Source organism: Nitratireductor lacus (genome assembly GCF_056431025.1).
On the sequence record NZ_JBWKMB010000007.1, the window covers coordinates 160,234 to 187,172 of the forward strand.

The window sequence follows — 26,939 nt, forward strand, 5'->3', positions numbered from 1 at the left end:
GGAAGCGGGAGAAGAACTCGACTTCCTTCCATTCATGCAAGGAGTTCTGGAATGACAAACACAATGCCTCCCATCGCGGCAATCCGCTTTGGCGGTGGAGTTGCCGTTGATGCCCTCCTCGCCGAGGCGGCCTTTCGGTTGCAGGCCAACGGGATCGTGGTCGAAGGGTTCGTCCAGCTTGAACGCGATCTTTCTGAAAACTGCTGCGCAGCGATGCATCTGGAGGGGATTCGGGATGGTTCCGTGTGGCTCATCTCGCAGGATCTCGGGAAAGGGTCTTCCGGGTGCAGGCTCGATCCACAGGCTTTGGCTGAACTGTGTGGACCGCTGTTGCGACGTGTGCGGGAGAAGCCGGATCTTCTGATCCTCAACCGTTTTGGCAAAGGGGAAATGCTCGGAGGCGGTTTTCGTGCAGCCATCGAAGCGGCGTTCATACTGGGCATTCCCGTGCTGGTCGCCGTTCGGGACGAGTATGCGGAAGCATGGCAGGCGTTCACCGATGGCTGCCACGTTGAACTGGAGCCCAGATCAGCGGCCATTGATGCCTGGCTTTGCGAGCATGTTCATCGCAGGGAGGCGCGCGATGCGGCCTGACGCTAATCCGCGCCCAACGGAGGGTACCAGAATCGTTGCGCTGGTGATTTCGGATCGCGCGAGCCGCGGCGAATACGCCGATCTGGGCGGGCCGGCCATTTCCGCGTGGTTGTCGCAGACCGTTACCACAGCGTTTGATCTGGAGGTCCGGGTCGTTGCCGACGGGCGGAACCTTGTCGCCGCAGAATTGAAGAGACTGTGCGATGAGGAGAATGTCGCGCTCGTTCTGACGACCGGTGGAACCGGTCCTGCGCCGCGCGACGAAACACCCGAAGCTATGGAAGATATCCTCGAAAAGGAGTTGCCGGGTTTCGGCGAACTCATGCGCCGGCGCAGTCTGGAGGAGGTTCCCACGGCTATCCTCTCGCGCCAGACTGCGGGAATCCGCGGACGAACGCTCATCGTCAACCTTCCGGGAAATCCTGCCGCGATCAGAACCTGCCTAGACGCTGTCTTTCCCGCGATTCCCTATTGCCTGGACCTGATAGGCGCATCGGCGCTCCCCACCAACGTGGATGGTGTCCATTTGCCAGCTTGTCTACGAGGACGACCCGGATTGCATGTCGCTTCTGACCGCCGATGAGAGCTTCTTCCTGCGGGTTACCGGTACTCAGACCCAGTCGGAAAGCTACCTCACCCGTGCGGCATTGTCTCACGCATGGATTTTCGCTCCGAGAAGGAGCCGAACCAGTTGGCGAGTGCCCCCCGCCCGCGGCGCCAGTCCTTGTCAGGGAAACGAAAATCGAGATAGCCGAGCGCGCACGCCGCGGCGATCGACCCGGTGTTGACCGGACCGGACAGTAGCGGCATCCACTGTTCGCAAAGCGCATCAAGGCCGCTGTCGACTTTCTCTATCTGGCCCTCATACCAGGCGGTCCATAGCAGTTCTTTCGGCCGCATCACGGTTTCGTAACGCGCCAGAAGTGCTGCATCGAGGATTGAATCCGCGAGTGCCTCGACGGTCAGCACTGCAAAACGCTCGCCGCCGCTTGCCGGTAACAGCCGGGGCTCCTCGGTTTGGGCATCGATATAGGCGCATATTACACGGCTGTCGTATAGCGCGCGCCCGTCTTCCAGAAGGAGAGTAGGGACCTTGCCGGAAGGGTTGCGCGCGACAATAGTCTTGTCGCGTTTGACGGGACTGGCTGCGGACGGGAGGAGTTCGATCCGGTCAGCCAGGCCTTTCTCATGGGCCGTGACCATGACTTTGCGCACATAGGGTGAAGCTGCGGAGAAAAACAATTGCATGACAGACTCCTGTCGGGCTGACGGAAGGAAATTCAGCGTTCCGCCTTCCTGTCCTGAAAGGCATGGCGAAGCGCGGCGGTAGGATCGGCCTCAAGCCGGTCTGCGAGAAGCTGGCCGGCGTAGATGACGTGTTCACTCATGAGATTTTGTGCGCGCACGCCATCTCCGTCGGCAAGCGCCTTCGCTATACGATGGTGATCGTCGTGAGAGCGGTGAATGACGCCGAAATCGTCCCACAGAATAACGCGATCCGAGACCAGCGGTACGTTGTGAGACTGATGTACGAAGCGGCCAATCCAGCGGTTGCCGGCAGCATTGATGATCGTTTCGTGGAACTCGACGTTCATCCGGCGATACGCTGGAAGCTGACTTATATCGAGAACGCGATTGGATAAAATCCGATCACCCTCTTCCACCAGTGCCATCAGGCGATCACGGTCCGAGCGGCTCATCCCGGATTCGGCAGCGAGCCGGCAGGCCAGACCCTCCAGATTGGCCCGTACGGTGAAAGCCTCGCGGATGTCAGTCACAAGAAAGCGGCGGATGCGGTACCCGCGGTTGGGTTCGTAGTCGATAAGTCCGTCCTGCGCCAGGCGAGCGAGGGCGGTGCGCAGGGGCGTCCGCGAGACGCCCAGGGTTTCGGCCAGCTGATCCTGGTGCAGGCGATCTCCAGGCATGAAATGCCCTTCAAGAATCATCTCGCGGATGGATGTGGCGGCAAGATCGGCGCTCGTTACATCGGGGGTGCTGTTGGGGAGCGAGTTGTGATCGGTCATGGCTGCAAGATGGCTGACTTCCTCAGCAGAGGCAAGCGCAAAACCAAAAGAATGTATCCAAAAATGCGATAATACTGCGTATATGGCTTGACTGTCCGATAAAATGTATCCATTCATGCTGATGAGAGGACAAGGGAGGAGTTTGATGGCGCTTTTGGCGTTCGTCACTGGCGCGGCCGGCGGGATCGGTAACGCTGTCGCAACAAGACTGGCGAAGGACGGCTTTCATGTGGCTGCCTCGGATCTTGACGCGGAGCGCGCTGAACAGCTTGCTGCCACGCTGCCCGGCGCGGGGCATGTGGGCCTTGCGCTTGATGTCAGCGACGAAAATGCCGTCGTCGACTGCCTTGCCCGGGTCGAGCGGGAGATAGCGCCGGTCAACGTGATGGTGGCGGCGGCCGGCCTGCTGATCCTCGATGAAAACGGCCAGCGCCGACCAATCATTGAAACCGCAGTCGACGAATGGGAGCGTACTCAGCGCGTTAACAGCACAGGCACGTTCCTGCTGATCCGGGAGTATCTGCGCCATCGGGCAAGCGCACCACTCCCCCACGCCCGTTTCATAGCTTTCTCCTCTGTGGCTGCGCAGCTCGGTGGCTACCGCTCGAGTTCCGCATATATTGCCAGCAAGAGCGCAGTGCTCGGTCTCGTCAAGGCGGCCGCGCGTGAGGCTGCGCCGATCGGCGTGACAGTCAACGCCGTGGCACCGGGTCTGATCGACGCGCCGATGCTGCGTCTGTCGCTCGATCCCTCCGATGACGGCGAGATCGCCCGCTCGATCCCACTGAACCGGATCGGCACACCTGACGATGTCGCCGGCGCAGTGGCCTTTCTGGCAGGCCCCGACAGTGCGTATCTCACCGGCGCAACCATCGACATCAACGGCGGCTATCGGATGCAATGATGCTGGAAACGCTCATCAACAGGCTGAGCGCGCTGCTGGCGGCGCTGGCCTCGCTAGCCCTGGCCCTGATGATGTTGCATGTCACCGCCGACGTGATCGGCAAGTATGTCTTCAACGCGCCCATCCCCGGTACCGCCGAGGTGGTTGCAAGCTACTATATGATTTCCGTTGTCTTCCTGCCTCTCGCCTGGCTCGAGGTGAAGAACGGTCCCATCGTTGTGGAGCTTTTTTACGAGATGGGCTCGCCGCGAACCAAAAGGGGGATGGTGATGCTGGGAACCATCCTGTCGCTGGTCTTCTACGGAGCGATTGCCTGGCTTTCCTGGGGACCTGCAGTGCATGCCTGGCGGATCGGCGAAATTGTCGAAGGCGCCTGGAAGGTCACTATCTGGCCGACGAAGTTCTTCTTGCCGCTGGGGCTCGGCCTTGCGTGCCTGGCGCTGATCGTGCGTCTCGGCCAGATCGTCACCGGGCGCTGTACGGTAAAGGACGACACTCATCCCCAGCACGCAGATCCCGTTTGAGGCCACGTCATGGATCGTCTCGATATCGGTTTTATCGGCATCGTTCTCACCCTGATCCTGATCGGCGTTCGCGTTCCTATCGGCGTTGCGATGGGTGGGGTGGCGATTGCCGGCATCTACGTCATGCTCGGCATCATGCCAGCCATCGGCATCGCCAAGGCGGTTCCTTATGAGCTGGTCGGCGACTGGAATCTCTCGGCGGTGCCCATGTTTCTGCTGATGGGGTATGTGGCCTCGGGAGCCGGCCTCACAACGGGCCTTTATGCTGCGGCGCGTGTATTTCTGAACCGCGTTCCCGGAGGTCTAGCCTCGGCGACAGTCGCTTCCAGCGCACTGTTCGCTTCGGCCAGTGGATCGAGTGTGGCGACCGCTGCAGCCTTCTCGCGCATCGCTATTCCGGAAATGCTGAAAGCCGGTTACGCCCCATCCCTGGCAGCTGGTTCTGTCGCCGCAGCCGGTACACTGGGTTCCCTCATTCCGCCGAGCGTCCTGCTGATCGTTTTCGGGCTCATGATGGATGTTTCGATCAGCGCCCTTTTCATCGCCGGCCTGATCCCCGGGCTGTTGTCGGGCGGCATGTTCATCGCCATGATCACGGTTCGCACCCTGTTCAATCCGAAGCTCGCGCCGCGTCTCAGCGAGACGTATTCGCAGCGCGAGAAGTTAGCGCTCCTCAGAGAGGTCTGGCCGCTCCCGGTGTTGATAGCCGGCGTTCTGGGCGGCATTTTCTCAGGTATCTTCACGGCGACCGAGGCCGGCGCGATCGGTGCTTTCCTTGCCTGTCTCATCGCCGCTGCCCGCCGCAAGCTGACACCCCGGGTCATGCGCCGCGCTCTGATAGACACTGCACTCGGCACGGCGGCGATCTTCATTATCGTTGTCGGAGCTGCGCTGTTTGCCCGCTTTATTGCCCTGTCAACCGTACCGGTGTGGGTAACCGGCCAACTCGAAGGCTATAGCACCATCTGGGTCATTCTGCTGATTGGTGCGCTTTACCTGGTACTCGGCTGTTTCCTTGAGAGCATCTCGATCATGCTGCTGACACTGCCGGTGCTGGCGCCGCTGCTCGGTGTGCTCGGCATAGACCTGATCTGGTTCGGTATTCTCACGGTCAAACTCCTGGAGATCGGCCTGGTAACCCCGCCCGTCGGCATGAATGTTTATGTGATCCGCTCAAGCCTTGGCAGCACCATATCGCTCGGCACGATCTTTGCCGGCGTCTCATGGTTCATCCTGGCCGACCTGATCACCCTTGCCCTGCTGATCGCCTTCCCGGCCATCAGCCTGTGGCTGCCCGCTTTGATGGCGAACTGAGCCCACTGGCCAATCGCCAAACGCAAAGGCGCTCGTGAACAGGCGCCTGAAACTGGGAGAGAGAGAATGAAGAAACTGCTTGTTCTGACGGCCCTTTCGGGTGGCCTCCTGATCTCCACTGCCGTCGCCGATACTTATCAGGCGACCAATTGGATGACGCCGGTCCACATCCTCAACGAGGAAACCTATCAGAAGTTTTCAACCGAGGTGAAGGACGCCACGGGTGGCGACATCTCCTTCGAAGTTTACTCGGGCGGGTCGCTGGTGCCTGCCAAAGCCACTATGCAGGCAGTGCGCGACGGGGTGGCGTCGCTCGGTATTGTCTATCCCGGCTATACACCATCGGAACTGCCGCTCAACAATGTGCTCAACGATCTGGTGTTTGTCTCCGACGACGACATAGCCTCGGCCTTTGCCTACACCGAAATGGGCATGACCAATGACCGCATCATCGACGAATGGAAAAAGAACGGGGGCATTTTCGCCGGCGGTTATTCGACACCGGTCTACAATTTCGTCTGTGTCAAGCCGATCCGTGTGCTTGACGACGCCAAGGGCCTCAAAATCCGCACCGCCGGCGGCGCGCAGACCGCCTGGGTGGAGGCGATCGGCGGAGTGCCGGTCTCAGTGCCTATCGGCGATGTCTATTCCGGCCTGAGCCGCGGCTCGATCGACTGCACCATGTCCGACCCGACCAATCTCGACAAAGGCAACAAGTTCTGGGAGGTGGCGAAGTCTGTTACCCGCTTGCCCATGGGGGTCGTTATGGGTGCCAACTACGTGCTCAACCCGTCCTTCTGGCAAGGGCTGTCGCCTGAGCAGCGTCGCGTCCTGCTCGACAATATGGCCATGGGCAACGCCCGCGCCCAGGTCGCCTATCACGTCGGTGTCAACGCTGCGCTTGAAGGATCCCGAGAACGCGGTCTGGAAATCATCGAGCCTGGAGAAGACCTGACGGCCAAGCTGGTTGGCTTCCAGAACGGCTTCGTGGAGGGGCTGGCGCAGAAATCTGTAACCGACCGGGGCGTTGAGGACCCGAGCGATCTCATCGCCGAGTTCCAGATGCTGCAGGAGAAATGGAAGGGCCTGCTGGAAGGCGTTGACCGGACGGATTCCGAGGCGATTGCCAAGGTGCTGCAGGACAATCTCTATGCGAAAATCGACGAGAACACCTTCGGCATGAACTGAACGAGACCGGGCGGGTGGACCAGCCTTCGCCCGCCGTCCTTCTCCCCCGCATCGCACAACGGACCCATTCCATGTCTGACGATCCCATTGCCATTGTGACCGGTGGCGGCGCCGGTATCGGCGCAGCCATATGCTCGGTGCTTGCCAAAGAGGGCTACAGCGTGGCTGTCGCGGACCTGAACGGCGGCAAAGCTGAAGAGACGGCCCGCGGCATTGTAGAGGCTGGCGGCAAGGCGCACGCCGTGGCGCTCGACATCACCGACTCACGGGCGGTTGACCGGCTGGTTGTGGAGGTGGGTGCTGCGCGCCTGCTGGTCAACAATGCCGGCCTCTTCGAGGTGAAACCTTTCTTCGACCTCGAGCCCGGTGATTTCCGGCGCATATACGATGTCAATCTGGTGGCTCTGTTCGACCTGTCGAGAAAGGCCGCGCAGCACATGCAGCCGGGCAGCGCCATCGTCAACATCGCCTCGCGCGCTATGCTCGGCGCACGCCACTACGCCCACTACGTGGCTTCCAAGGCGGCGGTTGCCGGACTCACCCGCGCCATGGCGCTGGAGCTCGCCGAGCGGCAGATCCGCGTCAACGCGGTCGCGCCGGGCGTCATTGAGACGACCATGCTGAAGGCGCGCTCGGACACGGATCTGGACAGCTTGCGCGCACTCCAGCCCATGGGGCGGCTCGGTGCTCCGCAAGATATCGCACACGCGGTGGCTTTTCTTGGCTCACTCAAGGCGGAATTCATCACCGGGCAAGTGCTGCTCGTCGACGGCGGACGCTCGCTGGGCGGCGCGACCGGACTTTGAGGAGATCAATCATGAACACCAGCCGCTTTGCCGGCAAAACCGCCATCGTTACCGGTGCCGGCTCGGGTATCGGCTTCGCCATCGCAGAGCTCATGAGTAGTCAGGGCGCCCAGGTGCTGGCCGTCGACCGCGACACAGCGGGCCTGGCCCGACTTGGTGCAGACATCGACACGGTGACGGCGGATGTTACAGATCCCGCGTTGCCCGACACGTTGCGGCAAAGGCTGGAGGGGCGTCCGCTGTCGATCCTTGTGAACAATGCCGGCATCGGTGGCGGCGGGCGGGCCGACGAGACCGGCGAGGAGGATTTTCGCCGCTATTTCGAGATCAACGTGCTGGCCCTGTTTTCGCTGAGCAAATTCGCTGTTTCGGCAATGCGTCAGAGCGGCGGTGGGACCATCGTCAATATCGCTTCCATCTATGCAATCGTTGGCGCCACCGGCAGTGCCGGCTATTCCACCAGCAAGGCGGCGGTCGATGGCCTGACGCGTCAGATGGCGACCGATTTCGGCCCGGAAAACATCCGTGTCAACGCTGTCGCGCCCGGTCTGATCGAAACGCCGCTTACGGCGGAGCGCATTCGGAGGGAAGCCTGGCGAAGGCATATTTTCGTCGAGCAGGCGCCGCTGCGTCGGGTCGGGCTGCCGGGCGATGTCGCCCAGGCAGTCGCCTTTCTCGCCAGTGACGAGGCCGCCTTCATCACTGGCGCAACACTGCGTGTCGACGGCGGCTGGGCTGTCGGGCGCTATCCGCGCCAGGGAGACGCTGCATGAGCGGTAACCGGGCAGCGTCCGGAGCGGTGTTTGCAGAGGGCTATGACCTGATTGTTGTCGGCTCCGGTGCGGCCGGCATGGCAGCCGCCATCACCGCACGGCTCGGTGGGCTGGACGTCGCCATCGTCGAGAAGTCGTCGCACTATGGCGGTTCGACGGCCGTGTCTGGCGGCGCTATCTGGATTCCCGACAATCCGAAAATGCGTGACGCGGGCATGACCGACAGCAAAGAGGCCGCCTTCGCCTATCTGGCCTCGGAAACCGGGAATCGCATGAATGCCGAGCTGGTCCACGCCTTCCTCGATGCCGGTCCGGAGATGGTGCGCTTCTTCGAGGAGAATACCGCTCTGCAGTTCGAGCACCGCGCATATTCGCCGGACTATCATTCGGATCTGCCGGGGGCTGCGCTTGGCGGACGCGTGATTGATGCACGCGATTATGACGGGCGTCGGCTGGGAGCCCATCTCGACAGGCTGCGTCCACCGATCGGCGATTTCACGGTTTTTGGCGGCATGATGCTCAACCGCATCGATATAGGCCATTTCCTCAAGATGACCCGTTCGGTGAAATCGGCGCTCTACGCGCTGCGCCTTCTCGCGCGTCACGCGCGCGACCGTCTTTCCTACAAGCGTGGCACCCGGCTGGTGCTCGGCCAGGCTCTTGCAGGGCGCCTTGCCGAAACGGTGATCGAACTGGGTATCCCGGTGCATCTCGAGACTGCGCTCGTCAGTCTCGTGCACGACGGTGATGCCGTGCAGGGCGTGCGTGTTGCCCACCAGGGGGAAGAGCGCATAATCAGCGCGCGCGGCGGTGTCGTTCTCGCCACCGGCGGCTTTCCGCAGAATATCCGCAAAAGGCGGGGGATCATGCCGCATGTAAGCGCCGGGGCACCCCACTATTCCATGTCTCCCGAGGCCAGCACTGGCGACGCCATCGATGCCGCGCTCGGCGTCGGCGCGGCGCTGGTCGAGACCAATAGCAACGCCGCCTTCTGGGCGCCGGTCTCCCTGTTGCCGGGAGACGGGTGCGCGCGGCCATTCCCGCATCTCTTCCTTGATCGCGCAAAGCCCGGCGTGATCGCCGTCGGCCAGGACGGCAGACGGTTCGCCAACGAGGCGCTATCCTATCACGATTTCGTCCAGGCGATGATCGCCACCGGCCACCATTCGGTCTGGCTTGTCTGCGATCACCGGGCGCTCCGGCGCTACGGTTTCGGTGCTGTGCGGCCGTTCCCCGCGCCCATTGGTTCGCACCTGCGCTCAGGATATCTCAAGCGCGGGCGCACACTCGCCGAGCTCGCGCAGCGAATTGGCGCACCGCCGGCGGTCCTGACCGAGACCGTCGAGACTTTCAACGCCGCCGCTGGAGCGGGCTCTGACCCCGCCTTCGGCAAGGGCTCGACCGAATACCAGACCTATCTGGGCGATCCCGAGAACCACCCCAATCCATGCTTGCGTCCGCTCGACACCGCCCCCTATTACGCCATTGAACTGTTCGCCGGCGACATCGGAACGAGCACCGGCCTGTCGACGAATGCCCATGGGCAGGTGCTGGATGGAAATGCGGTGCCCATCGCCGGTCTCTATGCCTGCGGCAACGACATGAACTCAATCATGGCCGGGGCCTATCCCGGTGCCGGTATCACGCTCGGCCCGGCGCTCACTTTTGGCTACATCGTCGGGCGACACGCTGCGACCGGCTCGAGGCAACGCCCCATTTCCTGATCCGCTGACTTCGTCGTTCTTCCCGCTATAGCGTTTTCGCTCTTCTCGGAATTGCTCGAATGGAGCCGCCCGAAGTGCAAGAGCGGCTCCAGCCTGTCCTGAACAACCCGCTTGCGCAGGAGCTGCAGGCGGCAAGGGTGGTACCCAGGCCATTCAATCAGGACTCTGTAGCAATCGCAGATCGTCCTCCGAATGCGCGGAAGGCCTTATCAGCCTTCGCAGGACCACCACATGCGCGAAAAGTCGTAATCCCAGCTCTGCATGGGGACTTCCGCATAGCCCTGGAGGCAGGAGTGGGCGGCCATGCGCTTGAGCTGTGTGAGGAGCGGGATTTCCGCCACGTTTTCGTGCAGGCGAGCCTGAATGTCCTTGTAGATCGCGTTGCGCGCCGCTTCGTCGACCGTCGCGCGCGACTTGTCTATCATGGCGTCGATCTCGGGATCCTCGACCCAGGACATCGAGGACCAGGTTCCCGCCGCGCGCGAGTGGTATTGTACGAAAAGCACTGAGTCTGGCGACGGATAGGTTGGTCCGTAAAAAACCTGGGCCGTGTTGGGCGTCGTCTCCACCTTCGTTGCCAGTTCTGTGATGCGGTTCCAGGGTTCGGGCTGAAGGTCTACCTCGAAGCCGATGGTCTCCAGCGTCGATTTGAAAAGAAGCCCGATCTCCTCCTCGAATGCCGTGTTGGCGACGTAGGCGTGGCCGAGCTTGATCGGCTTGTCGCCGGCATATTTCGACTTGGCCACTTCTTCGGCGGCTTTCTCGAGGCTGTATTCGGGGGAGGGCAGTTCGTCCAGATGCGCTTCGGAGAACAGCGAGGAAAGAACGCTCTTCATCTCGCCGCCGGGATAGATCACCTCGCGGATGGTCGCATAGTCCAGCGCATAGGCGATGGCGCGGCGGATGTGAACGTCGTCCGTCGGTGCGATCTGGTTGTTGACCTTGAGATAGAAACCGGTCGCCGTGCTCGCCTCAATGAGTTTGTAATTGTCGAGCGCCTCGATGGCCTTGTAGGTCTCGGTGCTTTGATACTGGGAAGAGAGACCCAGTTCGCCGCGCTGGGCAAGGGCACGGACAGTGGCCTCGTCACGCGTGACGACGAAGCGCAGCTCGTCAATCGGACGCTGCCTGGCCCAGCCGGCGTGATAGTCCTCATAGCGTTGCATGATCATTTCGGCGCCACGGGTCCAGCCATTGAGTTTGTAGGGACCGGCGCCGGCGCTGTTTTCGGTAAGATAATCCTCGCCCCATTCGCCGTCCTGCTCCTTCATGACGTCGGAGTTGACGACGAGGATCAGCGGCGTGATGGAAATGAACGGCGCGTAGACGCGGTTGATCCGGATCTCCACCGTATGGTCATCGAGCGCCTTGACGTTCTCAGGATCGACAAGATCGGAGAAGAGATAGGCCGGACCCTCGTTCAGCGAAAGAAGGCGCTGCAGGGTATAGACAACATCCTTGGCCTCCACCGGGCTGCCATCCTGAAAGGTCGCATCCTGCTTCAGCTTGAACGTGTAGGTCTGGTTGTCGTCCGACACCTCCCAGCTTTCGGCGAGCTGAGGAACCACCTCGCCGCCGCTGCTCACTGTGGTCAGGCCGTCATAGAGGTTCACGGCAGCCATATATTCGGTGTAGTCGGTGATCTTTGCCGGGTCGACCGTACCGAAAATCTGCACAACGTTGACGACGAGCGAAAGCTTGTCCTGAGCCACAGCCGGCGCAGTCAACGCTGTGGTGGCAGCGAGAACCGCACCGGCCAGCGCATGTTTCAAAAGTCTCATTGTCCTGTTCCTCTTCTCTGGTTCCATCAATGTTGCGTCCTTCTCACCGGGACATCTGGTTCAGCGGCACGTAGTCATGCTCGTAGCCGAAGTATCGGGGCCCAACGAGCTCAAGCCCCTCGGGGGTCGACCATTGCGGATCACAGGCAAGCCCGATCATATTGACCGCCAGCCCGTAGCGAAGCTGCTCCGTGGTGACGGGAAGGCCGCCATCGGCGTCGAGCGCGCAGATCAGATCGGGTGTGACAGCCAGCAGGCCATCATCGTCGCGGCAGACCAGGAACTCGTTCTGGAATTCGACTTCAAAGGACCGTCCCTCGTCCTCGTCGATCCCCTTGAACAGAGCCTTGCCGCGGGCAAAGCCCCCGGCGGTTCGTCGGTCGATATCGACGACGCGGCCTGTAAACAGGCGCTTGCCGTCCAGGCGCTTCAAAAGGGCGGCCGCAGGATTGCGGCTTGCCTTGCGCTCCGCCGCCATCGTTTCGCCGATCTCCTTGATCAGCGACATGGTGCCGTGAAGGATGCTGCGTTTCACCTCGGCCCCGCTCATGGGATAGAGCGCGACAAGCGCAGCGCCACCCATCTCCACGGTCTGGCAACGCGCCAGCCTTTCAGTCCAGCGGTTGGAAATCGCGTTGATGACGGAACTGTTGCCCTTGTCATCGGCGAGTACCATGGGCGTTGCCGAAACGCCGTGTATGGTCAAAGTCACCATCTGCAATTCGGGGAATGCCCGCCCCATCCCGTCGCCATCCACCAGCGGAAGGCCGGTGGCCGCTGCAACGGCGTAGGGAATGGTGGAATTCAGGCCGCCGGCCTCAATGCAGATGAGGGCATCGGCCTTGCGGCCCAGAAAGGTCTCGAGCTGACTGAGGGCCTCGCGCGCCTCATCGCCATTGGGCAGTTTCTCGACCATCACGGTGGGCGCCCCCATCATGCAGACGGGGATGCAGAGCGCGTCATCTGGCAATTCGTCGGCCGAAACGACATTGACGGGACCATGCCGGGCAATAACCTGCTTGGCCATAAGCTTGCCGATATAGGGGTCGCCGCCTCCGCCGGTGCCGAGAAAAGCGCCGCCAAGAGCGATGGCGTCCATATCGTCTGCGGTTACGGAAAAAGATGTCATTCTGACCCTCCCGTGTCATCCGCACTCATCGGCTTGAAGGTAATGTCATCGAAGCCGAACCCCTTCGGGCCGACAACATCGAGGGCCTCAGGACTGCGCAGCAGCGGGTGGCAGGGAAGGGCGAGCACGGCCACGCGCTGGCCGTAGCGCAGCATCTCGGTCGAAATGGCCTCGCCGCTATCGGCGTCAAGAACAACGATCAGGTCGGGAACGATCACCTCGATCTGCCCGTTGCGCGAAAAGATCAGGAACTCGTTCTGAATGTGAATGGAAGCCTGGTCGCCTTCGTAGCTGTCGAAACCCTGGATGATCGCCTCTCCGCGGACGAAGCCGCCAGCCAGTTGACGTTTGAGATCGACGATCTTGCCGCGGAACACCACCTCACCACGCTCGGCCTGACAGATCGCCTCGACCGGATCACGGTGTTCGCGCCGTGCGTCAAGAACCGCGTTTCCAAGTGAAATCGCCTTGCTGTAGGAATGCGGAATGGCATAACGCTTGATGAATTCGCCGGACATCGGCGCGCTTGCCAGCGTTGAGGCCCCGCCCTGTGAAACCACGCAGGCCCGCGCCATTCGTTCATGCCAGAGCTCGGATATGGCATGGTCGAAGATCACCACATTGCCGTGGGGATCGCACATCACGCTCGGGGTCGAGCGATGTCCGTAGATGGCGTAGGTGGTCATCTGCATTTCCGGAAATGCGCGTCCCATACCGTCGCAATCGACCACGGGCAGGCCGGCAACCGCAGCGGCAATCAATGGCTCCATGGAGTTCTGGCCACCGATCTCCTCACAGGCAATGGCATCTACCTTGACGCCAAGCCGTTCTTCGAGAGCCCGCACGCAGCGCAACCCTTCGCGCCCCTCCTTAATGCGTTCGTGCGAGACCAGCGGTGCGCCGATACCACCCATCGCGACGATGCGGGCTTCGTCGGGGACGCTTTCCAGGGGGATGATTTCCATGACATGGCCATCGCGCAGGGCCTGGCGCACCCGCAACTTGCCGATATAGGGATTGCCGCCGCCGCCTGTGCCGAGAATACCGGAGCCGATCTCCAGCGCCTCGATCATCTCTTCGTCAAGGCGCCACCTGCCGTCTGCACGATCAAGCATCATAGCCTCCCATCTCGCCGACGACCTTGACGTGAATGCGGGTCGCATTTCCGGGCAGATAGGCCAGTGGCACATCTTCGCGCTCGATGGTCTCGATTGTGTCGGCAACGGCACCGGAGCGGATGGCCTTTTCGCGCGCCTCGTCCTCGGCCTGCTTGAGGCAGATTTCGCGCGTCAGTCCTTTCTCCAGCGAGAAGATGCGGTCGACCTCTCCGCTGATCTGCGCGATGGCAGCTCCAACGGCATTGGCCACGGCGAAGTTTTCCGGCCGGATGACCTTCAGGTCGCCGATCTGCTCCGGCATCAGAATCGAGCCACCGCCGACCGCTATGACGGGCACGGGATCCGGAGAAAGACGTGTGCGCTCGATGGCTCGCTCCAGCATGCTGGTCATTTCGGCGCGGGCTGCTTCCAGCAGAGCCGGGTCGAGACCGGCGACCCGGGCCGGGTCGCCCACCTTTGCTTCGCCTCGGGCCACGGCAATATCGGTCGTGGTAAGCGTATCGCCGCCAAAGACGCGGGCTTCTCGCGTGATCCGGTAGCCGACAGATTGCGGTCCCACGGTGATCCCGTCGCCCGTCTCGCGCACGAGCGACCCGCCGCCCAGTCCGATGGAGAATACGTCGGGCATGCGAAAGTTCGTGCGTACCCCGCCAATATCGACCACCGTGGCCGCCTGCCGAGGGAAACCATGCTGAAGTGAACCGATGTCGGTGGTGGTGCCGCCGATGTCCACGACAATGCCGTCGCGCACGCCGGTAAGGAACGCGGCGCCACGCATGGAATTGGTCGGACCCGATGCGAAGGTGAGTACGGGGAAGCGCTTCACGGTTTCCGCACCCATCAGCGTGCCGTCATTCTGCGTGATGAAGAACGGGCAGTGGAGACCGGCCGATTTCAGAGCGCCTGCAAAGGCTTCCACCGTTCGCGTGCTGAGCTGAAGCAGGCTTGCATTCATGATGGCAGCGCTTTCGCGCTCCAGAAGGCCGATCCGGCCGATTTCGCTGGAAAGAACCACCGGAATGTCGGGGCATTTCAACAGGAGCCGCTTGCGGGCTTCTTCTTCCATATGCGCATTGATCGGCCCGAACACGGATGTGATTGCCACAGCGCCGATACGCTTTGCATTGATATCGTCGGCGATCCGGTCGATTTCTTCGAGGTCCAGGGCAGCGAGCTCACGTCCATCGAATTCATAACCACCGCGCACCAGATAGCCGTGTCCGCCGACTGCCTCGCGCAGATCCCCGGGCCAGTCTACCATCGGGGGCAGGCAGGCGGTTGCCGGCAGTCCGAGACGAATGGCAGCTACAGGGTTTACATGCCTCCGTTCGATCACCGCATTGGTGAAATGCGTGGTGCCGATCATGACCGTGGAGATTTTCGAGCGGTCAACGCCAGCCCTGGATATCGCTGCTTCCATAGCTTCGCGCACGCCGGAGGTGACGTCCTCGGTGGTCGAGGCCTTGACGCCGGAAAGCACATTGCGGCCCTGCATGATCACCGCATCGGTGTTCGTGCCGCCAACATCGATCCCTAGACGATACATAGTTCTGGTCCTGCCTTTCTGATCGGTTCTCAGGCCGCGGTGTCGACGAGGTAGCGCCGTCGCTCCTCATCGCTCACGCGGGGTTTGTGGGCTTCTTCTTCGTCGCTGATCACCGGTACGGCGGCGATAAGTGCTCGGGTGTATGGGTGCTGCGGATCCTGGAAGAGCCTGCGTGGTTCACCCGCCTCGACGATCTCGCCTCGCAGCATGATCGCGATCTGGCTGCAGAAATTGCGCATTAGCGACAGGTCGTGCGAGATGAAGAGATAGGTAAGCCCAAGTTCCTCGCGCAGACGTGTCAAAAGCGCGATGACATTCTTCTGGACCGAGACGTCGAGTGCGGAGGTCGGTTCATCCAGAACAATGATCTCGGGGTCGGCAGCGAGCGCGCGGGCGATGGCCACGCGCTGTTTCTGCCCGCCGGAAAGCTCGTGTGGATATTTGCCGATATAGCTGGCGGGGAGGTCAACCAGGCCGAGAAGCTCGGTGATTCGGCTTTCCAGCGCCTTGCCGCGGAGCCCCGCGAAAGCCAGCGGGACGGTAAGTGTTTGTCCGACCGTCCGTTTCGGATTCAATGAGGTGCCCGGGTTCTGATAAACGATCTGGATCTTGCGCCGGAAGGCTTCGCTGCCGCGTTCGTCGGCGACCGGTTTTCCATCCACGGTGACGGTGCCGCGGGACGCGTCAATGAGCCCCATGATCATGCGTGCCACGGTGGTCTTGCCTGAACCGGATTCGCCAGCCAGACCGAAGACCTCGCCGCGTCGCACTGAAAGTGTCACATCCGATACGGCAACGTGCCGCGTGCGCCGACCGATCAGTGGCTTCTGCTCGAATATCTTGGTGATGCCCTGCATCTCCACTATGGGATCAGCGTTCGCAGGTTTCTGGTCTTCGACCCTCGCGCCGTACAGCGGCGGGATCGCATCGAGCAGTTCACGCGTATAGGCCTGACGCGGACTGGAGAAGAGTTCGCCCAGCCTTCCGTGTTCGACGATTTCACCATGGCGCATCACGTAGACATCGTCGGCCATCTGCCGCACGACGCCGAGATTGTGGGTGATCATCAGGAGAGAGAGGCCGTTTTCGTCGACGAGACGGTTGATCAGCTTCATGATCTCGTCCTGCGTCGTCACGTCGAGCGCGGTGCCTGGCTCGTCGGCGATCAGAAGTTCGGGCTGATGCAGCAGGGAAAGTGCGATTAGCACGCGCTGGCGCATGCCGCCGGAAAGCTGGGATGGATAGGCGGAAACGATACGCTCCGGATCATTCAACTGAACGCGGCGCAGAACCTCGAAAATGCGCTTCCGGCGTTCCGATGGGCTCGTCCTGTGTCCGAGTCGCCGGTCCGCATGGTAGAGCACATCATCAAGATGCCTCCCGATCTTGAAGACCGGGTTGAAGGAGGAGAGCGGGTCCTGCATGATGACGGAGAAGGCCGTGCCTTTGAGCGCGTCACGTCGTGCTGCCGGCATTGTCAGCACATCGTCGCCACGGAAATGAATCGATCCGCCTTCCACCCGTGCGTTGCGCGGCAACGTTCCAAGGATGGCTTTGCTGGTGACCGATTTTCCCGACCCCGTTTCCCCGATGAGCGCGACGCGACCACCCTGCGGGATCATCAACGACACATCCCGCAACACGTGGTGACGGCGGCCATAGGTCTGGAAGGCAACATTCAGACCGGAAACATCAAGAAGCGCGGTCATCGTCATACCTCCACGTCGAACATGTCGCGGAGCCCGTCGCCCAGCAGGTTGAAGCCGAGGGTGGCGTAGAAGATGGCGAAGCCGGGAGCCAGAACGCCCCACCACATTTCCGGCAGGAACTGACGGCCGTCAGCCACCATGGAGCCGAGGTCTGGGGTCGGGGGTTTCACTCCCAGGCCCAGAAAGGAAAGCGTGGCGCCGAAGAGGATGACGAATGCAGCGTCCAGTGTCGTCTTGACGGAGATGACAGAAATGCAATTGGGGAGAATCTCCCGCGTCAGGATATGCCAGTGACTTGCACCGGCAAGCCGCGCTGCCTCGACAAAGTCTTCTGCGGCGATGGATTTGGAAACGCGATAGACAAGCCGCGCATGCCACGTCCACCAAAGGAGCGTGATGGCGATCATCGCGTTGACGAGATTGGGCTCCAGCACATTTCCGATCGCCAGTGCCATCACGAGGGGCGGAATGGCCAGCATGACATTGGTTAGCCCGCTGATCAGCCGTTCGGTCCAGCCGCCGAAATAGCCGGCCGCAAGGCCAAGCGCCGCACCAAGGGGAACAGCCACCGCCAAAACGCCGAAGACCAGCAAAAGGGAAACCCTGAAGCCGAATATCACGCGGGTCAGGATGTCGCGCCCGACCTTGTCGGTGCCAAGCCAGTGCGTCAGGTCGGGCGATCCATGGCGGGCGCGGAAATTGACGGCCGCGCCCACATGATCGGGATAGGGCACGATCAAAGGTGCGAGCACCGCCAGCAGCAAAACGGACAGCACCATCAAAGCCCCGATGACGGCGGTTGGGTTGCGTGTGAAGCGATACCACGCCATGTAGCGCGGCGTGAGAGCTTCGAGTTCGGGCGGCCTGCCGGAGGTCATGAGCGCGCCCCTTTCAGTCGAAGGCGCGGGTCGACCATGAGAAGGATGATGTCGATGACGATGTTGGCGACGATGAAGAACAGGCCCGAGAGGAGAACCACACCCATCACGGCATTCAGATCCTTCTGCAGGATGGCGTTCAATCCGTATGAAGCGAACCCGCCCCAGGAGAAAACGAGCTCGACCACAAACGCATTGCCAATAAGCGAAGCGAATTCGAGGCCCATGATCGTGAGCGGTGCGATGGAAGACAGCTTTAGAAGGTAGCGAAAGACGATAACCCGGTCAGGAACACCAAAGGACTGAAGCGTAAGGACATGATCGCGGCGCTGGTTTTCGATCATGGCCGAGCGCGTGATGCGGGTAATCTGACCGATGCCGGACATCGCCAGCGCGAGCGCAGGGAAAAGTATGCGCTGAAATGCATCCACGAACACGTCGAAACGTCCGTGGATCAGCGAATCGACAAGAAGCAGGCCGGTTGGTCCTGTGGGGGCGGAAAGGGCATGATTCATCCGGCCGATAATCGGCCAGTCGGTCAGGAAGTACGCTGCAAAGAGCTGAAGAAGGATGGCGAAGAGAAAGCTGGGCATCGTCACGCCGACGATGGAGAACAGCCGCCCCGTATTGTCGATCCAGGTGTTTCTATAGCGCGCCGTAATGACGCCCAGTGGAATCGCCAGCACTGCCATCAGGATCACCGTGACGAGAACAAGTTCCAGCGTTGCCGGAAGCAGGCTCGCGATTTCGGTGCTGACGGGACGGCCCGAGATCAGGGAGCGTCCGAGGTCACCCTGCACAGCGTTGGTCACGTAACTCGCATATTGCTCGAACAGCGGCCGATCCAGGCCCATCTCTGTGCGCATCGCATCGACCTGTTCCTGGGAAGCACTGGGACCCAGCGCGATACGCGCGGGGTCGCCCGGTACAACGCGTGCAAGGATGAAGATCATCAGCGAAAGTACGAACAGCACGCCGACGAAGCCGGCTATGCGTTTGGCGAATGTGTAGAGATAGTTCTCCTGCATGCAGCCTTGATCCCCGAAACGCCACACCTGAGGCGGTGCGATCTTTGTTTGGAGTATCCTGCGGCTGCGAGGCGTCCTATCGCAACGCCTCAAGAGTCTAGGTTTTGATCAATCTGGTATAGGTTTATGCTTCAAAGCCACCCGAGTGAGCGCGCCGCTGCGACGGCTTCTGCACGACGCCGGCAGCCCATCTTCCGATAGGTGTTGGTGAGGTGAAACTTGACGGTCACTTCCGAAAGACGCAGCTGTCGGGCAACGAATTTATTGGTGCCGCCTTCGGCCACCAGCCGCAGCACTCGCAGTTCCTGCGGGGTGAGCACCGTTGAGTTGGTTTCGCGTCCCGGTGCAAAACCGTGCAGTTTGCGCAGTATTGCACGTCGCTCGGCGGTTGAAATCACCTGTGGGCCCACCCGTTTGTCGTCCACCAGCGCATCCACCAGGCCAATATCGCCGAGCAGATGCGTGATGACGCCAATGCGGGCAAGTTCGTCCAGCAGCGCTGCGAACAGGTGGCGAGCACGGGTCATGTCGCGGTGAACCCGTGCCAGGTATGCTGCCCAGAGCCGCAAGCGCCCCCGATCCCTTTCGCCGATGTGTTCATTGCGCAGCAACGCTTCTACCTGGGCGCGCAGGAGAGGCCTTCGCGGCAGGTGCTGTATGAGGTGGCGCAGCCAGGCCATGGCAAGTTCGATTTCGTTCGGATCGACGAGCCGTGACAGTGCCTCTTCCGCTGTTTCCACCCATGTCAGGTTGATGCGCGACTGAATAGCCATGAGCCGGTCTGCCGCTGCCTGCCAGCGATTGGCATTCTGCAGCAATTCGACCTCACGCATGGTGATCGCCGTGTTGAACCGCCGGGAGCGCCATTCCTGCACGCGCCATTTGTCTAGAAAGCTGATGGCGGCACCTAGCCCCACCTGACGGCTGACCACCTGCGAACAATAGACGAGCGCAAGCTCAACCACCGCCGGCCAGATTTCCCCATAGGCGAATTTGTCGAATTCCTCAGCCACGAAGCGAACCAGATGATCCGGTTCGCCTTTCTCATATGCCAGAACGCCTTCAAGCAGGGACATGAGCCGCCTGTCGGCCGGGACGCCGAAAGGAACGCGGTCCAGGGCCTCACGCGCTGCCTGCACCCGGTGCTCGGCTTCCGAAAGCATGCCGCGCTGGAGAGAAAAGACGACGCAGTGAAGCTCGATGTAGAAAACGAGCAGATGCGCCTGCGCCTGCTGATAGTGGTAGAGTGCGCGTTTGGCGATGTCCTCGGCCTCGTTCAGTTCCCGTCGCTGCAGGCAGACTGATAGCATTGCATTGTAGAAGCTGCCGCGGTGCAGATGATCGTCGATGGGGAACTCCGCCAGCATGTCGAACAGCTTTTCACGCAGATGGTTGGGAATGGGCTGGTCTTCATAAATCGCCATGAGAAAGCGGAACTGACGCACTGCCAGCGGGTAGCTCTCGCGCCTGGATATGACGGTATCAAGACTGTGCATCTCATCGCCGAAATGCTGCACCATGAGATATCGGGCGTGGGTTACGTTGCCGGCCTTGAGCGCGTGCATGGCGAGCGCCATCGTCAGTGTCTCCTCGGCATCTACCATTGCCCTGGGGAACCGGTTCAGGACATCGAGGCAGGCGTCGTTTCCATGGAAATGAATGAAATAGACGCCGCCATTCTCCTCGAACAGCGCAAGCGCGCGCCGATGATCACCTTGTTCCTGCGCGGCCACGATCTGTACGCAGGTCCCGGTTCCGGAAAGCGCTTCGTCACCGTCCTGCACAACGACGCTCTTAAGTTGCGTGAGCACATTCCGGTCGGCGACAAGCGTGCCGTCTTTGTCATGGTAACGGAATGTGCGAGGGAGTTTTCTGGCCAGCCTGCGTGCAGCCCCGCGCTCGCGGCTCGTGATGACAAGAGACCCCTGATACCCATCGGCCAGCCGATACACGAGTGCCCGCTCGTCCTGAGGAAGCAGGTTGACAAGATCGGCGAGGAGATCAGGCAGCGACGAACGCATGCACAGCGGTATAGCCTCGACACGCGATTCCACAAAGCGGTTGTGTCAATGGCATCAAAAGTTGAGGCGCATCCACAGCAGGTAGCAAGATGAAGCTATAGCTGTGCGCCCCGGAATTCACCGGTCGATTCCATGCTCGAACAGCCGGTGAAGTCGCCGGTCACCGGCTTCCTTCAGTTTGGGGTAGATCTCGGCTCCGGTCCTCTTCGATCGGAATGCCACCCGCAAATTTCAGGTCGGACACCCGCCGGTTCGATATCAGAGGCCTTGCCTGCCTTTGTCGTGCGCCTTACGCTTTGTTTGGAGAAATGGGGTGGCCTATGCGACATGCGCGACCTTGCCGATGGTTGAGGTGCCTCGCCATTCTGAGCCTGTTTGTGCTCGGCGCTCATGAAGCGGGGGCGGAGGAGAAGTCTGAAGAGACCGAGAAAGACAGACTGATCGCCTCTGTCTGCAACCTCGTCGAGACGCATGCCCGGGAAAACCGCTTAGAGCCCGCATTTCTGGCCAGGCTCCTCTGGAAGGAGAGCCGCTTCAACCCCAATGCCGTGAGCCCGAAGGGGGCTGAAGGGGTGGCGCAGTTCATGCCGGGCACCGCCGCGCTCCGCGGGCTGGACGATGCGTTCGATATCGAAAAGGCAATCCCGGCTTCGGCTGCCTATCTGGCGGAACTGAAAAGGAAGTTCGGAAATCTCGGCCTGGCTGCCGCCGCGTACAACGCCGGAGAGGCGCGTGTATCACGCTGGCTTGAGAAGGGTGGCTTCCTGCCGCTGGAAACCGAGAACTACGTGATGGCGATCCTGGGTGCGCCAGCCGACACGTTTTCGGATCGTAAGCCGGCCGCCAGCATCGAACCGCTTCACCCGGAAAAGACGTTTGATGCGGCCTGTCGTGATCTGCCCGTCTCAGCGCGTGCCGTCATGGCCATGACCAGTGTTCATACGCAGCCATGGGGCGTGCAGGTTGCGGGGCATTTTCGCCGTGATGTGGCGATCAGACTGTGGCAGATGGTGCTGCGCAGACATGCGACGCTTCTAAAAGACTACGAGCCGGTCATCACGCGGGTCCGTTCGTCTCGGGGATGGCGTGGAATCTATGCAGTGCGCATCGGTGCGGACAGCCGCCCGGATGCCGTTCAGGTCTGCCAGCGGTTCCGCAGGGGCGGCCTGCCATGCGTTGTCCTGCGCAACAGATAGCGTGGTTTTCCAAAGCAGTGTCGGCTGACCGGAACCAATGAAGCGGTAAAGAAAAAGGCCCGGAGTGACTTCCGGGCCTTTGTCAAAGTGATTTTACGAGCATTAGCTGTTGTTCGATGCCGAACGGCTTACCAGCTCCGGACGGCCATCTGCGCCAACAACATAAATCTCGAGATAATCTTTTCCGTTCGAAGTAAATTGGTGCTGAAGAACGGAGCCGACCGGCGTCTTGCTGAGTGTGGACTGGGAGGGTCCATCAAAGTTGATGCTACCTTTAATAGGCTCAACAGCAAAAGCGGGAGCGGCAACGAAGGAAGAAATAACGAGGGCAGAAAGAACAGTTTTCATTTTCAATACTCCTGATAGCTTTCAACAAGCCATTCACATTTCCGTCAAGGAATATGTGATATTACTATCAGCATGGGGTTATTCCCTTGCTGGTTCCTCATTTAGGGAGTGCCTGTTCGTTTCGTCAGATCGAAAATTTGAAACAGAGCGTTCACAAATGCTGGAATGTTACGATCTGCACTTTCCCTCAGGGCAGGCTTGCTTCGGCGCGCGCACCCGCGGCGGCGTCGGCTGATTGGCGCAGGTCACTCTAAGAATGGACATTCGTATTGACACCAAAACAGATGTTCAATAAGCCTCGGACCGAGGAAACGTCCATCTGGGAGAGTGGTCAGAAATGTCTGCCAACGTTGCGCTTACCGGCCTTGCCCGGGATCTCGAGGATCGGGCCAAGTCCGGCAAGCCGATCCGTATAGGCCTTGTGGGGTCGGGCGAAATGGGTACCGATATCGTCACCCGCGTCGCACATATGCCCGGCATTGAAATCGGCGCCATTTCGGAGCTGAACCTGCCTGCGGCAAGCCGCGCCGTGGATATCGCCTATCAGGAAGAAGGGCACGCAAAGGAAGCGGACACGCAGTCCGCAATGACCGCGGCGATGGAAGCCGGCAAAGTTGCCGTCACCAACAATGCCGATCTTCTTCTCGAGAACGATCTCATCGACGTCGTGATCGACGCGACCGGTGTTCCGGCCGTGGGTGCTGAAATCGGTCTCCGGGCCATGGAGCACGGCAAGCATCTCGTCATGATGAATGTCGAGGCTGACGTTACCATCGGTGCGTATCTGAAGAGCGAAGCCGACCGCCTGGGCGTCACCTATTCGCTTGGCGCTGGCGACGAGCCGTCCTCCTGCATGGAGCTGATCGAGTTCGTTTCGGCCATGGGGCATCCCATCGTTGCTGCCGGCAAAGGCAAGAACAACCCGCTCAACATCGATGCGATTCCGGACGACTATGCCGAGGAAGCAGCGCGCCGAAACATGAATGTGCGCATGCTGGTCGAGTTCGTCGACGGTTCCAAGACCATGGTCGAGATGGCGGCCATCGCCAACGCCACCGGTCTCGTGCCGGACAAGCCGGGCATGCATGGTCCCAAGGCGACGCTGGACGAATTGTCCTCCGTGCTGGTGCCGGAAATGGATGGCGGTGTGCTGTCGCGCGTTGGCGTGGTGGATTACTCCATCGGCAAGGGTGTAGCGCCCGGCGTCTTCGTTGTCGCCGACATGTCGCATCCGCGCATTTCCGAACGCATGGAAGACCTGAAAATGGGCAAGGGCCCTTACTTCACCTTCCACCGTCCCTATCACCTCACCTCGCTTGAAGTGCCGCTCACCTGTGCCCGTGTCGTTCTCTACGGCAAGCCGGACATGGTGCCGCTGGACAAGCCGGTTGCGGAAGTCTGCGCCGTCGCCAAGAAGGACATGCAGCCGGGCGAGACGCTCGATGCGATCGGTGAGTACTGCTACCGCGCATGGATCATGACGGTGCCGGAGGCGCGAGCTTCCAGGGCGATCCCCTGCGGTCTGCTTCAGGGCGGCACGGTCACCAAGGCCATCAAGAAGGGTGAACTCATCACGTCCGACAACGCTGCCCCGCCGGCCGGTTCCAAGATCGCCGAGCTGCGCGCGCGTCAGGACAAGCTCGTTTACGGCTAGATCGCCGCACGCCCGTTCGGGCGCACACGGACGATCTGATTTATTGATGGAGCATTGGACCGAAAGCCGGTTCCCGCTTTTCGGTCCAATGCTCTAGACAGGAGCGTAAATATGTCGGCCACGGCCAAAAAGAGCGCCTCGAAAACGGATGGCGCCAACCAGCCTTTCATCTACAGGCAGTTCGATCAGGAAAAGCTGCGCGATGCGCTGCGCAAGATGTATCTGATCCGCCAGTTCGAGGAAGGCGCAGAAGAAAGCTACATGCGTGGCCTGATCCACGGCACAATGCACCTGTCCATCGGTCAGGAAGCAAGCGCCGTCGGCATCTGCCTCGGCCTTTCTGACGAAGACCAGATCACCTCCACGCACCGTGGCCACGGCCACTGCATTGCCAAGGGTGCGGATGTCTCGCGCATGTTCGCCGAGTTCTTCGGCAAGACCACCGGCTATTGCCGTGGCCGTGGTGGCTCCATGCACATCGCCGATGTGTCGACGGGCAATCTCGGCGCAAACGGCATTGTCGGCGGAGGTCTCCCGATCGCCGTTGGTGCTGCCCTGACCGCCAAGAAAATGAAGACCGGCAATGTTGTCGTCTGCTTCTTTGGCGATGGCGCAAACAATGAGGGCGCGTTCCACGAGGCGCTCAACATGGCCGCCATCTGGAAGCTTCCGGTCGTCTTCGTCTGCGAGAACAATGGCTACGGCATGTCCACCTCCGTTGCCCGTGCGACGGCGGTTCCCAACATCGCCGACCGCGCCGCCGCCTATGCAATGCCAGGCGTGATCGTCAACGGCAATGTCGTGTCGGATGTGGCCGAGGCCATGCACGAGGCGACCGAGCGCGCACGCAATGGCGAGGGACCGACGCTCATCGAGTGCAAGACCTATCGCTATCGCGGCCACTCCAAGAGCGACCGCAATCGCTACCGCACCAAGGAAGAGATCGAAGAGTGGATGACCGAGCGCGACCCGATCGAGGCGTTTGAAGCCGAGCTCGTCGAGTTCGGTGTCATCGACGCCGACGGGATCGAAGCGATCCGCGAGTCCGTTCGCAAGGAAATCGAAGCAGGTATCGAGTTCGCCAAGGAAAGCCCGATGCCCGAAGTCGCCAATCTTGAGAAATACGTCTACACGGAGCAGGCCTGATGGACGCGCAAGTCGAGACAGCCACGCGTGAACTGAGCTACGCGCAGGCCATCCAGGAAGCCATGGCCATTGCCATGGAGCGCGATGAGCGCGTGTTCCTCATGGGCGAGGACATCGGCGTCTATGGCGGCGCTTTCCAGGTCACCGGTGATCTGGTGGAACGCTTCGGCCCCGAGCGCGTCATGGACACGCCGATCTCGGAGCTGGGCGGCGCTGGCGTCGCAGTCGGTGCAGCCGTGACTGGCATGCGTCCGATCTTCGAGTTCCAGTTCTCCGATTTCGCGACGCTCGCCATGGAGCAGATCGTCAACCAGGCCGCCAAGATGCGCTACATGCTGGGCGGCGCCGTTTCGGTGCCGGTCGTCATGCGCTTCCCGGCCGGTTCCGGCACGGGCGCTGCCGCGCAGCACAGCCAGAGCCTCGAGGCATGGCTCGGCCATGTGCCAGGCCTGAAGGTGATCCAGCCGTCCACTCCGCACGATGTGAAGGGCATGCTGCTCGCGGCCATCGAGGATCCCGATCCGGTGATGATCTACGAGCACAAGCTCCTCTACAAGATGAAGGGCGAAGTGCCGGAAGGCTATTACACCGTGCCGATCGGCAAGGCTGCCGTTCGTCGCGAGGGCGCTGATCTCACCATCGTCGCCACGTCGATCATGGTGCACAAGTCGCTCGACGCTGCAAAGCAGCTCGCCGAAGAAGGCATCGACGTCGAGGTCATCGACCTGCGCAGCATCCGTCCGATGGATCGCCAGACGATCATCGACAGCGTGTGCAAGACGTCCCGCCTGATGTGCGTCTATGAGGGTGTGAAGACGCTCGGCGTCGGCGCAGAGATTTCGGCGATGATCGCCGAGAGCGAGGCCTTCGATTATCTCGACGCACCGGTCGTCCGTCTGGGCGGCGCGGAAACGCCGATCCCCTACAATCCGGAGCTGGAAAAGGCGACGGTTCCGCAGGTCGACGGCATCGTCAAGGCGGCCCGCGATCTGGTTACGGGAGCGCGCTGACATGGCTGTTGAAGTCATCCTGCCCAAGGTCGACATGGACATGTCGACCGGCCGCATTTCTTCCTGGCTTGTCGAGGAAGGCGCGACCGTGAAGAAGGGCGATCTCCTGTTCGAGATCGAGACCGACAAGGCGGCCATGGAGATCGATTCTCCTGCCGCCGGCATCGTGCGCAACATCACCGGCAAGGAAGGCGTCGACATTCCGGTTGGTCAGGTTGTGGCGTGGATCTATGAAGAAGGCGAGGCCGTGGCCGATGCGCCGGCTTCTGCCCCCGCCGAAGCTGCGGCCGAAGCGCCCGCAAAGGCGGAAGGGCCGGCCCCCGTTGAGGCCGCCGCACCCGTCGCCGCTGTTCCGGCAGCGACTGCGGAAGCATCCTCCGGCGTCCGCGCCTCTCCGCTCGCCCGCCGTCTGGCGAAGGAAGCGGGGCTCGACCTGTCCGCCATCGCCGGTTCTGGCCCGAAGGGCCGGATCGTCAAGGCCGATGTGGAAGCCGCCGGCAAGGATGGCGGTGCGAAGGCAGCCG

General features: G+C 61.2%; 25 protein-coding genes. 14 read left to right on the forward strand and 11 right to left on the reverse strand.

The window, feature by feature from the left end:
* Window positions 1-51 precede the first annotated feature (51 nt).
* Both AC07E3_RS08110 and mog read left to right on the forward strand, forming a co-directional pair.
* A complete protein-coding gene (locus AC07E3_RS08110) occupies window positions 52-594 on the forward strand; it encodes a DUF2478 domain-containing protein (protein WP_478361080.1) in 543 nt (180 codons plus the stop codon).
* Window positions 584-1,177 carry a molybdopterin adenylyltransferase gene (gene mog, locus AC07E3_RS08115; RefSeq protein WP_478361119.1) on the forward strand — a complete coding sequence of 198 codons (594 nt, stop codon included), beginning with the start codon at window positions 584-586 and terminating at the stop codon, window positions 1,175-1,177. Before AC07E3_RS08110 ends, mog begins: the two co-directional genes overlap by 11 nt.
* A 50-nt stretch (window positions 1,178-1,227) precedes the next feature.
* Here mog and AC07E3_RS08120 read toward each other — a convergent pair whose 3' ends face one another.
* A complete protein-coding gene (locus AC07E3_RS08120; RefSeq protein WP_065816871.1) occupies window positions 1,228-1,842 on the reverse strand; it encodes a glutathione S-transferase N-terminal domain-containing protein in 615 nt (204 codons plus the stop codon).
* Window positions 1,843-1,874: 32 nt separating this feature from the next.
* Entirely contained in the window at window positions 1,875-2,786 is a 912-nt protein-coding gene (locus AC07E3_RS08125) for a GntR family transcriptional regulator (RefSeq protein WP_478361082.1), read from the reverse strand.
* Here AC07E3_RS08125 and AC07E3_RS08130 point away from each other — a divergent pair.
* The 7 genes from AC07E3_RS08130 to AC07E3_RS08160 all read left to right on the forward strand — a co-directional run bounded on the left by AC07E3_RS08130 (window position 2,764) and on the right by AC07E3_RS08160 (window position 9,851).
* On the forward strand, window positions 2,764-3,522 hold the full coding sequence (locus AC07E3_RS08130) for an SDR family NAD(P)-dependent oxidoreductase (protein WP_478361084.1): 759 nt from the start codon (window positions 2,764-2,766) through the stop codon (window positions 3,520-3,522). The two genes, AC07E3_RS08125 and AC07E3_RS08130, sit on opposite strands and share 23 nt — an antisense overlap.
* A complete protein-coding gene (locus AC07E3_RS08135; RefSeq protein ID WP_478361086.1) occupies window positions 3,522-4,046 on the forward strand; it encodes a TRAP transporter small permease subunit in 525 nt (174 codons plus the stop codon). The genes AC07E3_RS08130 and AC07E3_RS08135 overlap by 1 nt, the downstream gene beginning before the upstream one ends.
* 9 nt (window positions 4,047-4,055) lie before the next feature.
* Complete coding sequence (locus AC07E3_RS08140; RefSeq protein WP_336071127.1) at window positions 4,056-5,360, forward strand: TRAP transporter large permease; 1,305 nt, start codon at window positions 4,056-4,058, stop codon at window positions 5,358-5,360.
* A gap of 66 nt (window positions 5,361-5,426) precedes the next feature.
* Window positions 5,427-6,548 (forward strand): C4-dicarboxylate TRAP transporter substrate-binding protein, encoded by a 1,122-nt coding sequence (locus tag AC07E3_RS08145; RefSeq protein WP_478361088.1) that lies wholly within the window; start codon window positions 5,427-5,429, stop codon window positions 6,546-6,548.
* Window positions 6,549-6,619: 71 nt separating this feature from the next.
* Window positions 6,620-7,354 carry an SDR family NAD(P)-dependent oxidoreductase gene (locus AC07E3_RS08150; protein ID WP_336071129.1) on the forward strand — a complete coding sequence of 245 codons (735 nt, stop codon included), beginning with the start codon at window positions 6,620-6,622 and terminating at the stop codon, window positions 7,352-7,354.
* Between the two features lie 11 nt (window positions 7,355-7,365).
* Window positions 7,366-8,127 (forward strand): SDR family NAD(P)-dependent oxidoreductase, encoded by a 762-nt coding sequence (locus tag AC07E3_RS08155; protein WP_336071130.1) that lies wholly within the window; start codon window positions 7,366-7,368, stop codon window positions 8,125-8,127.
* On the forward strand, window positions 8,124-9,851 hold the full coding sequence (locus AC07E3_RS08160; RefSeq protein WP_478361092.1) for an FAD-dependent oxidoreductase: 1,728 nt from the start codon (window positions 8,124-8,126) through the stop codon (window positions 9,849-9,851). Before AC07E3_RS08155 ends, AC07E3_RS08160 begins: the two co-directional genes overlap by 4 nt.
* Before the next feature lie 209 nt (window positions 9,852-10,060).
* Here the strand turns inward: AC07E3_RS08160 and AC07E3_RS08165 are convergent, their stop codons facing one another.
* The 8 genes from AC07E3_RS08165 to AC07E3_RS08200 all read right to left on the reverse strand — a co-directional run bounded on the left by AC07E3_RS08165 (window position 10,061) and on the right by AC07E3_RS08200 (window position 21,061).
* Window positions 10,061-11,632, reverse strand: coding sequence for an ABC transporter substrate-binding protein (locus AC07E3_RS08165; protein WP_336071132.1), 1,572 nt, complete (start codon window positions 11,630-11,632; stop codon window positions 10,061-10,063).
* A 43-nt stretch (window positions 11,633-11,675) separates the two neighbouring features.
* On the reverse strand, window positions 11,676-12,761 hold the full coding sequence (locus AC07E3_RS08170; protein WP_478361094.1) for a DUF917 domain-containing protein: 1,086 nt from the start codon (window positions 12,759-12,761) through the stop codon (window positions 11,676-11,678).
* Window positions 12,758-13,876 carry a DUF917 domain-containing protein gene (locus AC07E3_RS08175; protein WP_336071134.1) on the reverse strand — a complete coding sequence of 373 codons (1,119 nt, stop codon included), beginning with the start codon at window positions 13,874-13,876 and terminating at the stop codon, window positions 12,758-12,760. The genes AC07E3_RS08170 and AC07E3_RS08175 overlap by 4 nt, the downstream gene beginning before the upstream one ends.
* Window positions 13,869-15,425, reverse strand: coding sequence for a hydantoinase/oxoprolinase N-terminal domain-containing protein (locus AC07E3_RS08180; RefSeq protein ID WP_478361097.1), 1,557 nt, complete (start codon window positions 15,423-15,425; stop codon window positions 13,869-13,871). Before AC07E3_RS08180 ends, AC07E3_RS08175 begins: the two co-directional genes overlap by 8 nt.
* A gap of 29 nt (window positions 15,426-15,454) precedes the next feature.
* Window positions 15,455-17,134, reverse strand: a complete 1,680-nt coding sequence (gene nikE, locus AC07E3_RS08185) for a nickel ABC transporter ATP-binding protein NikE (RefSeq protein WP_223005565.1) — start codon at window positions 17,132-17,134, stop codon at window positions 15,455-15,457.
* A 2-nt stretch (window positions 17,135-17,136) separates the two neighbouring features.
* Window positions 17,137-18,012, reverse strand: a complete 876-nt coding sequence (locus tag AC07E3_RS08190; protein WP_336071135.1) for an ABC transporter permease — start codon at window positions 18,010-18,012, stop codon at window positions 17,137-17,139.
* Window positions 18,009-19,040, reverse strand: a complete 1,032-nt coding sequence (locus AC07E3_RS08195; protein WP_336071136.1) for an ABC transporter permease — start codon at window positions 19,038-19,040, stop codon at window positions 18,009-18,011. Before AC07E3_RS08195 ends, AC07E3_RS08190 begins: the two co-directional genes overlap by 4 nt.
* Window positions 19,041-19,171: 131 nt before the next feature.
* The gene (locus tag AC07E3_RS08200) at window positions 19,172-21,061 is read right to left on the reverse strand and encodes a helix-turn-helix transcriptional regulator (RefSeq protein WP_478361100.1); all 1,890 of its coding nucleotides are present in this window, start codon (window positions 21,059-21,061) and stop codon (window positions 19,172-19,174) included.
* A 371-nt stretch (window positions 21,062-21,432) separates the two neighbouring features.
* On the opposite strand from AC07E3_RS08200, the gene AC07E3_RS08205 reads away from it, so the two are divergent.
* Window positions 21,433-22,257, forward strand: a complete 825-nt coding sequence (locus AC07E3_RS08205; protein WP_478361121.1) for a lytic transglycosylase domain-containing protein — start codon at window positions 21,433-21,435, stop codon at window positions 22,255-22,257.
* 102 nt (window positions 22,258-22,359) lie between these two features.
* Here AC07E3_RS08205 and AC07E3_RS08210 read toward each other — a convergent pair whose 3' ends face one another.
* Window positions 22,360-22,605 carry a hypothetical protein gene (locus tag AC07E3_RS08210; protein ID WP_025030912.1) on the reverse strand — a complete coding sequence of 82 codons (246 nt, stop codon included), beginning with the start codon at window positions 22,603-22,605 and terminating at the stop codon, window positions 22,360-22,362.
* A gap of 337 nt (window positions 22,606-22,942) precedes the next feature.
* Here AC07E3_RS08210 and AC07E3_RS08215 point away from each other — a divergent pair, with 337 nt between their 5' ends.
* The 4 genes from AC07E3_RS08215 to AC07E3_RS08230 form a co-directional block, all read left to right on the forward strand.
* The gene (locus AC07E3_RS08215) at window positions 22,943-24,259 is read left to right on the forward strand and encodes an NAD(P)H-dependent oxidoreductase (RefSeq protein ID WP_478361102.1); all 1,317 of its coding nucleotides are present in this window, start codon (window positions 22,943-22,945) and stop codon (window positions 24,257-24,259) included.
* Window positions 24,260-24,370: 111 nt separating this feature from the next.
* On the forward strand, window positions 24,371-25,405 hold the full coding sequence (locus tag AC07E3_RS08220) for a thiamine pyrophosphate-dependent dehydrogenase E1 component subunit alpha (RefSeq protein ID WP_478361104.1): 1,035 nt from the start codon (window positions 24,371-24,373) through the stop codon (window positions 25,403-25,405).
* Window positions 25,405-26,415, forward strand: a complete 1,011-nt coding sequence (locus tag AC07E3_RS08225; protein WP_113153517.1) for an alpha-ketoacid dehydrogenase subunit beta — start codon at window positions 25,405-25,407, stop codon at window positions 26,413-26,415. The genes AC07E3_RS08220 and AC07E3_RS08225 overlap by 1 nt, the downstream gene beginning before the upstream one ends.
* 1 nt (window position 26,416) lies before the next feature.
* A partial coding sequence (locus AC07E3_RS08230; RefSeq protein WP_478361107.1) for an E3 binding domain-containing protein occupies window positions 26,417-26,939 on the forward strand: 523 nt, incomplete at its 3' end.